This window comes from Kitasatospora sp. NPDC004531 (genome assembly GCF_053602195.1).
Window position 1 is genome coordinate 1 of record NZ_JBSGDD010000142.1, and the last position, 10,782, is coordinate 10,782.

Consider the following 10,782-nt stretch of genomic DNA (forward strand, 5'->3'; position numbering starts at 1 on the left):
CCTCCTCGCCACCTTCCAGTAGGGCGCGAAAACGGGGGCGCGTGGGGGTACCTCCCGGCCCGCTAGGGCTGGGGGAGAACTGCGCGAAGGGGAACGCACCGCGTCCGCAAGGTCGCGATCAAGTGCAGGTCATTGCCCTGCATCGCGATCTTGCGGACGTGGTGCGCTCTTTCAGCTGCTGCAGCTGGGCAGCGCCGCCCCGTCCCCGCCCCGGATCGCGTCCAGCGCCTTGACCGCCCCCGCAAGGTTCTCGACCTTGACCAGCGTGAGCCCGGAGGGCGTCCCCTTCGTCGCTTCGCCGCAGTTCTCGGCGGGCGTGAAGAAGTACTCCGCCCCCTTGTCCCGCGCCGCGATCAGCTTCATCTGGATGCCGCCGATCGGCCCGACCGCCCCGTCGTCGTCGATGGTGCCGGTGCCCGCCACGAACTTGCCGCCGGTGAGGTCGCCGGGGGTGAGCTTGTCGACGATGCCGAGCGCGAACATCAGGCCGGCGCTCGGGCCGCCGACGTCCTGCAGGCCGATGTCGATCTTGAACGGGTAGACGTGGTCGACGCCGGGCGAGATGCCGACGATGGCCCGCTCCTCGTCCTCCGCCTTCGCGGTGGTGATGGTCACCTGCTGCTCGTCCGCCGGGTCGGGCGTCGCGCTGCCGGCCTTGGCGTGCGGGATCACGGTGAAGACGGTGTCCTCGCCCGGCTTGTGCTTCGTCACCTGCTCGGCGACCTGGCCCCGGCCGGTGATCGGCGTCCCGTCCACCGCGACGATCCGGTCGCCCGCGTGCAGCTTGCCCTCGGAGGGGCCGCCCGCGGACACCGAGGAGACGATGATCTGCGTGGCGACGGGGATGCCCAGCTGCTTGAGCGCCGCGGTCTTGGCGCTGTCCTCGGAGGAGGCGAACTCCTCCGCGTTCTGCTGCTGGGCCTCCTGGTCGGTCTGGCCCTTGGGGTAGACGTTGTCGTGCGGCACCACCAGCACGTCGCCCCGCATCCAGCCGACGATCGCCGAGATCAGGCTGGGCTGGTAGTTCGCCCCGGTGACCTGGACGGTGGTCATGTTGAGATGACCGCTGGTCGGGTAGGTGTCGCGCCCGGTGATGGTGATCACCGGGGTGCCGGTCTTCTCCTGCGTGCCGAGGGTGTTGTACGTCGGCCCCGGGCTCATCTCGGTGAACGGCACCTTCATCAGGACCGAGGCACAGAGCAGGCCTATCAGCAGCAGGGTGGCGGCGAGCATGGTCGCCGATCGGCGTGGCATGGCACGACAGTACGGGAAGTGGGGGGTGGCATGTAGCGCCGGTGCGTCCCGCTACTTGCCGCCGACGCCCCCGCTTCCGGTGTTGCGCTCCATCGCGGCGCGGAAGCGTTCGTGCTCGGCGAGCGAGGACGGGTCGGTGATCGAGCGCGGCGGTCGTGCCGCCCATCCCGCCCACACCGAGGCCAGCAGTCCGGCCACCACAGGAATGATCAACCAGGCAAGCGCAGCCATCTTCGAACTCCCCACAGGCTCGTCATGCGTATCAGCAGATTAACCGCCTACCGGGGGAACGGCGCGTGCGGTGTCCGAGTTACGGGACGCGTGGCGTGCCCGCCGTTCCGGGATACCCCCGAACGGGGAACGAGCGGGGCGCGGCGCGGACACGGGCGGTCAGCAGGAGCCCGCGCCGACCCATTCCTCCTCGCCGTCCGCGAAAACCTGGTGTTTCCAGATCGGCACCTCGTGCTTGAGGTCGTCGATCAGCCGCCGCGAGGCCGCGAACGCCTCGCCGCGGTGCGCACAGGAGACCGCGACGATCACCGCGACGTCCCCGATCTCCAGCCGGCCGGTGCGGTGCACCGCGGCCAGCGCCCGGACCGGGAAGTCCGCGCAGATCTTCTCCGCGATCCGGCGCAGCTCCCGCTCGGCGGTCGGATGGGCGCTGTACTCCAGCGCCGCGACCGCCTTCCCGCCGTCGTGGTCGCGCACCGTGCCGACGAACAGCGTGGTGCCGCCCGCCGCGTCGTCGCCGACCGCCGCGTGCACCTCGTCCAGGGACAGCGGCGTCGCACGGACGGCGAGCAGCCGGATCGGGTCGTCGTGGTTCTCGGGCATGGCCCCCATCATGGCGCATCGCGCCGACCCGGCGGCGGCGGGTTCCGCGCCGCCGGAGCGCCGCCTCGCGGTGCGGAACCCGGCGGCGCTCGCGGAACCCGGCGGTCGGATCCGGCGGCGGCGCTCGCGGGCCCTGCGGTCAGATCCGGCGGTGCTTGCGGGCCCGCCGGACCAGCGCCGCCGTGCCGATCAGCGCCACCGTGGCACCGGCCGCGCCCAGGCTGGTGGCGGCCTCCTTGCCGCCCAGCCGGCGGCCGGCCACCGCGTGCTTGCCGGCCACCTGGGCGAGCAGCTCGGCCAGCACCTCCTCGTTGGTGTGCTTCGGCCGCCAGCCCGCCTCGTGCAGCCGGCTGCCGGAGACCACCCACGGGTACATCGTGTAGGCGAGATCGCCGGCCGGGGCCGGGGTCAGGCCGAGGCGGTGCAGCCGGGCGGCGGTGCCCAGGGCCAGCGAGGCGGGCAGTTCCATCCGGCGGATCCCGGACAGCTCCTCCACGTCCTCCTGCTCCAGCCAGCCGTCGCAGCCGACCGTCACCTCGCCCTCGACCAGGCCGAGCGCGGCGTACTCCAGCGCCGAGGTCAGGTCGTCCAGGTGGCAGAACTGCCAGCACGGGCGGGAGCCGGCCACCACCAGCAGGCGCGGGGCCTCGAAGTGGCGGGTGAGCACGGTGTCGATGCCGGGGCCGACCACCACGGCCGGGCGCAGCACGGTGATCTGCAGGCCCGGGTGGGCGCGCGGGGCGCGGCGGGCGAGGCGTTCGATCTCCAGCAGGTCGCCGACCAGCGAGGCCTCCTCGGTGGCCCGCAGCTCGGAGTCCTCGGCCAGCGGGACCTCGTTGTCGGCCAGCGCCCCGTAGACCATCGCGGAGGTGCACAGCACCACCCGGTGCACGCCGGCGGCGGCCGCGGCGGTCAGCACGGTCTGCGCGCCGCGCACGTTGTAGGCGCTGCGGGTGCGCGGGTCGGACTCCATGCCGAGGTCCATCGCCAGGTGCACCACGACGTCCACCCCGGCCAGCCGCTCGGCGACGGCGGGGTCGCGAACGTCCAGCACCCGCCAGTGGACGCCGGGGACCTCGCCGCGGCGGTCGTCCACCGCGAGCACCCGGCGCACGTGCGGCGAGGCCACCAGGCGCTGGGCGACGCGCTCGCCGAGCACGCCGGCCGCGCCGGTGACGGCCACGACGAGTGGCTTGCCGCCGTAGGCTGGAGACGGCGAACCGGCGTCGGCCGGCGCGTCCTCGCCCTCGGTCAGCCCAGAGCGAACGTCCGAAGGCGGGGAACTCACCGGCCATCCTCCACGGTTAGCTTAAGTGCGTACGTACGAGTGTCACGCACTGTCCATCCTGCCCGAGGCTCAGCCCCCGCGGTGCACCCGGCGCGGTCGGCCGCGAGACCATTGAAACGGCCCGGAGCCTCCGGGCGGCAGAATTTCCCGCCACACCACCGCGTGACGGCCGATCAGATCGAGGACCCCGTGAGCGACCTCCCCTTCGGATTCGGCGTTCCCCCCGAGGAGCCCGAGGACGGCAAGAACAAGGGCAAGAAGGACGGCGAGCAGGGCGACTCGACCCCGCAGCAGCCGTTCGGCTTCGGCACCGGAAACCCCTTCGGGGCGCTGTTCGGCATGGGCGGCGCCGGCGGGGCGGGCGGCGACAACCCGTTCGCCGCGATGATGGGCGGCTTCAACCCCAACGACCTGGGCGCGGCGTTCCAGCAGCTCGGGCAGATGCTCTCGTTCGAGGGCGGCCCGGTGAACTGGGAGCTGGCCAAGAACATCGCCCGGCAGACCGTGGTCGCCGAGCAGCCCGAGGGGAAGACCAAGGACCGCTCGGTGGGCGCCGCCGAGCGCACCGCCGTGGTCGAGTCGGTCCGGCTGGCCGACCTGTGGCTGGACTCGGCGACCGAGTTCCCGTCCACCTCCTCGGCGGCCGTGGCGTGGAGCCGCGCCGAGTGGATCGAGGCCACCCTGCCGGTGTGGAAGGACCTGGTCGACCCGGTCGCGGAGCGCGTCGGCAACGCCATGGGCGGCGTGCTGCCCGAGGAGATGCAGGCCGTCGCCGGGCCGCTGATGGGCATGATGCGCTCGATGGGCGGCGCGATGTTCGGCACCCAGATCGGGCAGGCGCTCGGCGCGCTGGCCGCCGAGGTGCTCGGCTCCACCGATGTCGGCCTGCCGCTCGCGCCCGCCGGGAAGGCCGCGCTGCTGCCGCAGAACATCGCCGAGTTCGGCGACGGGCTGAACGTGCCCGCCGAGGAGGTCCGGCTCTACCTGGCCCTGCGCGAGGCCGCCCACCAGCGGCTGTTCGCCCACGTGCCGTGGCTGCGGGCACACCTGTTCGGGGCCGTCGAGGCGTACGCGCGCGGCATCAAGGTCGACACCTCGCGGATGGAGGAGCTGGTCGGCCAGCTCGACCCGAGCAACCCCGAGGCGCTGCAGGACGCGCTGGCCGGCGGCCTGCTGCAGCCCGAGGACACCCCCGAGCAGAAGGCCGCGCTGGCCCGCCTGGAGACCGCGCTGGCCCTGGTCGAGGGCTGGGTCGACGCCGTGGTCCACGCCGCCGCCGCCCCGCACCTGCCGCACGCCGCCGCGCTGCGCGAGACGCTCCGCCGCCGCCGCGCCACCGGCGGCCCCGCCGAGCAGACCTTCGCCACCCTGGTCGGCCTGGAGCTGCGCCCCCGCCGCCTGCGCGACGCCTCCCGCCTGTGGGCCTCGCTCGCCGACGCCCGCGGCGTCGAGGGCCGCGACGCGCTGTGGAGCCACCCCGACATGCTGCCCACCGCCGCCGACCTGGACGACCCGGACGGCTTCGTGCACCGCGACACCGCCGCCGAGACCGAGGGCGGCTTCGACTTCGACGCGCTGAACAAGCTGCTCGGCGAGGCCGCCGGCGGCGGCAGCGGCAAGCCCGACCTGACCAAGGACGAGGGCGCCTCCGGCAAGGACGCCGGCGAGGGCACGGACGGCCGGGAGGGCGACGCCAAGTGACGTCGCTGCACACCGACGCCGTCCGCGCGCTGACCGACTGGACGCCCGACGAGGACGGCCAGCGGGAGCTGCGCCGCGACTACCTCGCACACCTCGCCGAACACCCCGACGGCCTGTGGCGGGCCTGCCTGCCCGGCCACATCACCGCCAGCGCGCTGGTGGTCGACCCGGCCGAGGGGCGGGTGCTGCTGACGCTGCACCCCAAGGTCGGCAGGTGGCTGCAGATGGGCGGCCACTGCGAGCCCGGCGACGGGACGCTCGCGGCGGCGGCACTGCGCGAGGCCGTCGAGGAGTCCGGCATCGCCGGGCTGGAGCTGCTCGCGGTCGACGGCCGCACCGCGCCGGTGAAGCTGGACCGCCACCAGGTGCGCTGCCTGGGCAAGGACCGGCCGGAGAACGTCCACCTGGACGTGCAGTACGTGGCCCTCGCCCCGGCCGGGGCGCGCGAGCTGATCAGCGAGGAGTCGCTGGATCTGCGCTGGTTCGGCTGGGAGCAGCTGCCGGACGACACCGACCGCTCGGTGCGGGATCTGGTGGCGCGGGCCCGGGCGCTGGTCTGAGCTTCCTCCGTGACCCCCGCGGGCCCCTGACGGGCCCGCGGGGGTCCGTCGTCGTCCGTCAGGTGTTCCGGGCGCCGGGGATGTGCGGCAGGCGGGCGGCGGAGGCGACGCCCTCCAGGTAGCCGCGGGCCCGTTCGGTGCGCGGGTAGGCGTCCAGCAGGGCCCAGAACCGGGGGCCGTGGTCGGGCACCAGCAGGTGGGCGAGTTCGTGCAGCAGCACGTAGTCCACCACGTACTCGGGCATGCCCTGGAGGCGGTGGGAGAGCCGGATGGTGCGTTCGCTGGGGGTGCAGGAGCCCCAGCGGGAGTTCTGGTTGGTGACCCAGCGGACCTGCTCGGGCTCGGCGCGGCCGCCCAGGTACAGCCGGGACAGTTCGGCGGCCCGGGCCTGCAGGGCCTCGTCGCCGAGCACCCGGCGCTTCTCCTGCGCGGCGAGCTTGTCGAGCATCTGCGCCACCCAGCGCTGCTCCTCGGCGTGCGACATCCGGGCCGGGATCAGCACCACGGTGCGGTCGCCCTCGCGGTAGGCGGAGACGGTGCGGCTGCGGCGGGCGCTGCGGCGCACCTCGACCTTGCTGCGGTCGATGCCGCGCTCGGGGCCGCGGGCCCGGTCGGCCTCGGTGCTGGCATGCGCACCGGGCGCCGCGACCGTGGATCCGGAGGCTGCCCGGGCACGCCGACGCGACGCCGACCGATGGGAGTCCCGTTCGGCTGCCATGGCAAGGACGTTACCCCGTAGCCGCGACAGAAGTCCGGTTCCGGGACGGCGCGGCACCCGGGTACCACCCGGCAGCGTTATCCACAGGCTGTGCACATGATGACCCGATTGTCTGAGCGGTCCTGTGGACAACGCGCTTTCCGGGACGGCGGGTTGGGGGCAAGCTGCGGTCACCAGTTGATCCGACGCCTCGACCGGGACGCCGGAGACCGACGCTTGGAGGACCGACATGCGCCCCGTGATCAAGCCCGCCCTGTCCCGGCTCTGGCGGGAGAAGCAGACCCTGCAGTTCGGCACCGTCCGCCGGCACGCCCGGCTGATCGAGGGCGTCGACTCCAGACTCGCCCTGTTCCTCGGCCTGATCGACGGCACCCGGACGGGGCCCGCGGTGGTCGAGGCCGGGCAGAAGCTCGGCCTGAGCCAGGAGTACTGCCAGGGGATGCTCGACTCGCTCGGGCAGAGCGAACTGCTGGACGACGCCCAGGCCTTGCACGACGTGGTGGAGCTGTATCCGGCGCCGCGCCGCGATCTGCTCGGCCCCGACGTCTCCTCGCTCTCGCTGGTGCACCCGGCGCCGGACGAGGCCGCCGCGGTGCTGCGCAACCGCGCCCGGGCCCGGGTCGAAGTGCGCGGGGCCGGGCGGGTCGGCGCGGCCGTCGCCACCGCGCTGGCCGCCGGCGGCATCGGCGAGGTCTCGGTGCTCGACCGCGGCCGGGTCTCGGTTCGGGACTGCGCACCGGGCGGCTTCCCGCCGGGAGACGTCGGGCGGCTGCGCTCCACCGCCGCCCGGGAGTTGGTGCACCGCGTCAACGGCGCCCCGATCGGCGAACGGTACCGGCGGCCGCCGGTCAACCCGCCGCCCCCGGTCCTGGTGGTGCTCGCCCCGCGGGACGGCTCGGGCGCGTACACCGGAGCCGCCGTGGACGCCCAGGAGTTGATGCGGGCCGGCATCCCGCACCTGTACACCGGGGTGCTCGAACACCTCGGCGTGGTCGGCCCGTTGGTCGTCCCCGGGGCCTCCGCCTGCGGCAGCTGCGCCACCCTGGCCCGGCGCGACCAGGACGAGGCCTGGCCGCGGCTGCTCGCCCAACTGATCGACGAGGGGCCGGGCAGACCTCGCGCCCCGGCCTGCGACAGCGCGGTCGCCGCCTCCGTCGCCGGGCTGGCCGCGCTGCACGTCCAGCTGTACCTGGACGGGGTGCTGCCGCCGAGCGTGGACGGCTGGTGCGAACTCTCCGCGGCCGACGGCATGGTGCGCAGACTGCGGCTGCGCAGCCACCCCGACTGCGGTTGCCTGTGGCAGTCCGCCGCGCCCGTTCAAGCGGGCACAATGGCCTAGGACATGCCTTCGGGTCCGTCCGGCGAAGCCCCGCCGTTCCACCCGCACGCCCTGCCCGGCGCACCGGCGCCGGAGCGTGCGGGCCCGGTGGGGAGGGGTGCCGGACGGGCCCCGGGAGTCCGCACCACCCGCCGGCGGGGGCCGCCGGTCGGTCCGGCTGATCTGGAGGTCCGGTGAGCGATCTACCGCGCAAGGCAGTGACCGGCACGGCGCGACCGGTCGCCCGCCCGCGTCCGGCAACGGCCCTGCGGCCCACGCCGGTCCGGTCCGCGGCGGTCCCGGGGCCCGCGGCGCTCCCGGCGTCCGTGGCGGCGGCCGGTCGGGAGGTGGCCGATGTCTGAGATGCCGCGCAAGGCCGTCTCGCGGACGGCCCGGCTGGCCGCACTGCCGCTGAGCTTCGCCGGCCGCGCCACGCTGGGCCTGGGCAAGCGGCTCGGCGGTCGCCCGGCGGAGGAGGTCGCGGCCGAGCTGCAGGCCCAGACCGCCGAGCAACTGTTCGCGACCCTGGGCAAGTTGAAGGGAGGGGCGATGAAGTTCGGGCAGGCCATGTCGGTCTTCGAGTCGGCCCTCCCGGAGGACGTGGCGGGCCCCTACCGGGCCGCGCTCACCAAGCTCCAGGACTCCGCCCCGGCGATGCCGACCCGCACCGTGCACTCCGTGCTGTCCGCCGACCTCGGCGACGACTGGGCGGCCAACTTCCGCTCCTTCTCCGACCAGCCGTCCGCCGCCGCCTCCATCGGCCAGGTGCACCGGGCCGTGTGGCAGGACGGCCGGGACGTCGCGGTCAAGATCCAGTACCCGGGGGCGGGCGACGCCCTGCTCAGCGACCTCGGCCAACTCGCCCGCCTCGCCCGGATGCTGGGCCCGCTGATCCCCGGCATGGACATCAAGCCGCTGATCGCCGAGCTGCGCGAGCGGGTCACCGAGGAGCTCGACTACCAACTGGAGGCCGAGTCCCAGCAGTTGCACGCCAAGGAGTTCGCGGGCGACGCCGACATCCGGGTGCCCCGGGTGGTCGCCCAGTCCGGCCGGGTGCTGGTCACCGAGTGGCTGGACGGCAAGCCGCTCTCCCAGGTCATCTCCGACGGCACCCGGACGGAGCGCGACCGGGCCGGGCAGCTGCTCGCCCGCTTCCTGTTCGCCGGCCCGGCCCGCACCGGCCTGCTGCACGCCGACCCGCACCCGGGCAACTTCCGGCTGGTCAAGACCGGCCGGGCCGCGTCCAGTTGGCAGCTCGGCGTGCTCGACTTCGGCACCGTCGACCGCCTCCCCGGCGGCCTGCCCCGACCGATCGGCACCTCCCTGCGGCTCGCCCTGGCGGGCGACGCGGGCGCGGTCTACGACCTGCTGCGGCAGGAGGGCTTCGTCCGCCCGACCATCTCGCTCGACCCGGACGCGGTGCTGGACTACCTGGTGCCGATCATCGAGCCCACCCGCGCCGAGCAGTTCACCTTCAGCCGCGAGTGGATGCGCACCCAGGCCGCCCGGATCGCCGACCCGCGCTCCCCCGCCTACAACCTCGGCAAGCAGCTCAACCTCCCGCCGTCCTACCTGCTGATCCACCGGGTCACGCTCTCCACCATCGGCGTGCTCTGCCAACTCGGCGCCACCGTGCGGCTGCACGAGGAGCTGCTGCGCTGGCTCCCCGGCTTCGCCGAGCCCGAGTAGCCGCCCGCCGGGCCCCGGCCCACCGCCGGTGCCCACCGCCGGGCGGGCGCGGGTGCGGGCGGGCGCGGGCGGGCGCGGGCCGCGGCGGTGCGCGCCCGGCCGCCGGGTCAGTCGCGCTCGGCCGGCAGCGGCCGCGCCGCCGGCCAGACCCGGCGGACGCGGGTGGCCAGGGTGGCGCAGAAGCGTCCGAAGACCGGGAGGTCGGTGGTGGCGTCGGCCAGCGCGGCGACGGCCTGGAGGCGGTGCAGGAGGCGGCGCCGGGCGGTGGCGTTGCCCCAGGTCCAGTCCGCGTGGTGGAGGCGGGCGAGGTAGTCGGCGGCGCCGCGTTCGGCCTTGGGGACGAGGGCGTCGCCGCGGATCAGCCAGCCGGCGCAGGCGTCGGCGAGCGCGGCGGGCCCGGCGGCGTCGGTGCCGGTGGCGGCCCGCCAGGCGGTGCGGTAGGCGTGCTCCGCCGCGGCCAGCACCTCGGACGGCGGGGCGGTGGAGCACCAGCAGGTGGGGAACCCGATCCGCAGGTAGGCGAACTCGACGGCGCCGGGCCCGAGCGAGGACTGCTCGAAGTCGATGAACCGGACGCCCTCGGCGGTGTGCAGGTCGTTGCCGGGGCAGGGGTCGCCGTGCAGCAGGGCGTGCCGGGCGGGGGTGGCGGACAGCCGGGCGAGCAGGGCCTCGGCCTCGGCGCGGGCGCCGGGCGGGGCGGGCACGTCGAGGCTGCGGGCCAACGCGATGAAGCAGCCGAGGTCGCGCTCGGTCGGGCCGGTCCAGGCGGGCAGGGCGGTGCCGGGGGCCGTCCCGGCGAGGTCGTCCAGGTCGGCGGGGGCGCTGGCGTGCAGCCCGGCCAGCGCGGCGGCGTAGTCGACCTGCCAGCCCGGCCCGGGGGTGCGGTCCGTCAGGCGTTCCAGCACCAGCACCCGGGCCGCGGGGTCGGTGCCGAGCAGCGCGGGCACCACGGGCCGGCCGGTCCGCCCGGCCTTGCGGGAGGCGAGGGCCAGCGCGGCGGCCTCGCGGGCGAAGCGGTCGTCGGCGCCGGGCGAGTCGACCAGTTGCTTCACCACCACCGGGGCGCCGGAGAGTTCGGCCCGCCAGACCCGGGAGCGCGGACTGCTGACCAGGCGGCGGGCCTTGCGCGGCGAGCCGAGTTCGGCGCGCAGCCGCTCGCCGAGCGGAAGGGAGGACCACATGCGGCACATCCTCCCACCACCTGTTCGAACGACGAACGGCAGTGCGGCAATCCGCAGTTGGGTGCGGTGGACGGCTCCTGCGAACCGGTCGGCATGACCTCGGCGGGAGCGGGCAGACGCTGCCCGGGCCGGTGGTGGCCTCCGGTGGTGGTTCGCGCCACCAGGCGGTGAGTCGGGGGAGGTCGCTCTCGCAGCCGTCGCCTCCGGCCTCTCCCAGGCCACCGGCACGCACATCGGCC

10 protein-coding genes are annotated in these 10,782 nt (G+C 75.0%); 4 read left to right on the top strand and 6 right to left on the bottom strand.

Going from position 1 to position 10,782, the window contains the following annotated elements; genetic code table 11:
• Window positions 1–171 precede the first annotated feature (171 nt).
• The 4 genes from ACWEMJ_RS32220 to ACWEMJ_RS32235 all read right to left on the bottom strand — a co-directional run bounded on the left by ACWEMJ_RS32220 (window position 172) and on the right by ACWEMJ_RS32235 (window position 3,376).
• Window positions 172–1,254 carry a YlbL family protein gene (locus ACWEMJ_RS32220; RefSeq protein ID WP_452140681.1) on the bottom strand — a complete coding sequence of 361 codons (1,083 nt, stop codon included), beginning with the start codon at window positions 1,252–1,254 and terminating at the stop codon, window positions 172–174.
• Between the two features lie 51 nt (window positions 1,255–1,305).
• Window positions 1,306–1,485, bottom strand: a complete 180-nt coding sequence (locus tag ACWEMJ_RS32225; protein WP_452140682.1) for a hypothetical protein — start codon at window positions 1,483–1,485, stop codon at window positions 1,306–1,308.
• 159 nt (window positions 1,486–1,644) lie between these two features.
• Window positions 1,645–2,088 (bottom strand): molybdenum cofactor biosynthesis protein MoaE, encoded by a 444-nt coding sequence (locus ACWEMJ_RS32230; protein WP_452140683.1) that lies wholly within the window; start codon window positions 2,086–2,088, stop codon window positions 1,645–1,647.
• Between the two features lie 139 nt (window positions 2,089–2,227).
• Window positions 2,228–3,376 (bottom strand): NAD-dependent epimerase/dehydratase family protein, encoded by a 1,149-nt coding sequence (locus ACWEMJ_RS32235; RefSeq protein WP_452140684.1) that lies wholly within the window; start codon window positions 3,374–3,376, stop codon window positions 2,228–2,230.
• Window positions 3,377–3,565: 189 nt separating this feature from the next.
• On the opposite strand from ACWEMJ_RS32235, the gene ACWEMJ_RS32240 reads away from it, so the two are divergent.
• Together ACWEMJ_RS32240 and ACWEMJ_RS32245 are read left to right on the top strand one after the other, a co-directional pair.
• On the top strand, window positions 3,566–5,077 hold the full coding sequence (locus tag ACWEMJ_RS32240) for a zinc-dependent metalloprotease (protein WP_452140685.1): 1,512 nt from the start codon (window positions 3,566–3,568) through the stop codon (window positions 5,075–5,077).
• Window positions 5,074–5,637: an NUDIX hydrolase gene (locus ACWEMJ_RS32245; protein ID WP_452140686.1), complete on the top strand. Its 564-nt coding sequence runs from the start codon at window positions 5,074–5,076 to the stop codon at window positions 5,635–5,637. The genes ACWEMJ_RS32240 and ACWEMJ_RS32245 overlap by 4 nt, the downstream gene beginning before the upstream one ends.
• A 58-nt stretch (window positions 5,638–5,695) precedes the next feature.
• Here ACWEMJ_RS32245 and ACWEMJ_RS32250 read toward each other — a convergent pair whose 3' ends face one another.
• Window positions 5,696–6,355, bottom strand: coding sequence for a M48 metallopeptidase family protein (locus ACWEMJ_RS32250; RefSeq protein ID WP_452140687.1), 660 nt, complete (start codon window positions 6,353–6,355; stop codon window positions 5,696–5,698).
• A gap of 229 nt (window positions 6,356–6,584) precedes the next feature.
• Here ACWEMJ_RS32250 and ACWEMJ_RS32255 point away from each other — a divergent pair, with 229 nt between their 5' ends.
• Both ACWEMJ_RS32255 and ACWEMJ_RS32260 read left to right on the top strand, forming a co-directional pair.
• Window positions 6,585–7,694, top strand: a complete 1,110-nt coding sequence (locus ACWEMJ_RS32255) for a ThiF family adenylyltransferase (RefSeq protein WP_452140688.1) — start codon at window positions 6,585–6,587, stop codon at window positions 7,692–7,694.
• 333 nt (window positions 7,695–8,027) lie between these two features.
• Window positions 8,028–9,362, top strand: coding sequence for an ABC1 kinase family protein (locus tag ACWEMJ_RS32260; protein ID WP_452140689.1), 1,335 nt, complete (start codon window positions 8,028–8,030; stop codon window positions 9,360–9,362).
• 107 nt (window positions 9,363–9,469) lie between these two features.
• Here the strand turns inward: ACWEMJ_RS32260 and ACWEMJ_RS32265 are convergent, their stop codons facing one another.
• A complete protein-coding gene (locus ACWEMJ_RS32265; RefSeq protein ID WP_452140690.1) occupies window positions 9,470–10,543 on the bottom strand; it encodes a phosphotransferase in 1,074 nt (357 codons plus the stop codon).
• Window positions 10,544–10,782: the final 239 nt, after the last annotated feature.

Excerpts from the sequence above, each read along its gene's own strand:
- ACWEMJ_RS32220 (WP_452140681.1), bottom strand. The coding sequence starts at position 1,254 with ATGCCACGCCGATCGGCGACCATGCTCGCCGCCACCCTGCTGCTGATA.
- ACWEMJ_RS32225 (WP_452140682.1), bottom strand. The coding sequence starts at position 1,485 with ATGGCTGCGCTTGCCTGGTTGATCATTCCTGTGGTGGCCGGACTGCTG.
- ACWEMJ_RS32230 (WP_452140683.1), bottom strand. The coding sequence starts at position 2,088 with ATGCCCGAGAACCACGACGACCCGATCCGGCTGCTCGCCGTCCGTGCG.
- ACWEMJ_RS32250 (WP_452140687.1), bottom strand. The coding sequence starts at position 6,355 with ATGGCAGCCGAACGGGACTCCCATCGGTCGGCGTCGCGTCGGCGTGCC.
- ACWEMJ_RS32255 (WP_452140688.1), top strand. The coding sequence starts at position 6,585 with ATGCGCCCCGTGATCAAGCCCGCCCTGTCCCGGCTCTGGCGGGAGAAG.
- ACWEMJ_RS32260 (WP_452140689.1), top strand. The coding sequence starts at position 8,028 with ATGTCTGAGATGCCGCGCAAGGCCGTCTCGCGGACGGCCCGGCTGGCC.
- ACWEMJ_RS32265 (WP_452140690.1), bottom strand. The coding sequence starts at position 10,543 with ATGTGGTCCTCCCTTCCGCTCGGCGAGCGGCTGCGCGCCGAACTCGGC.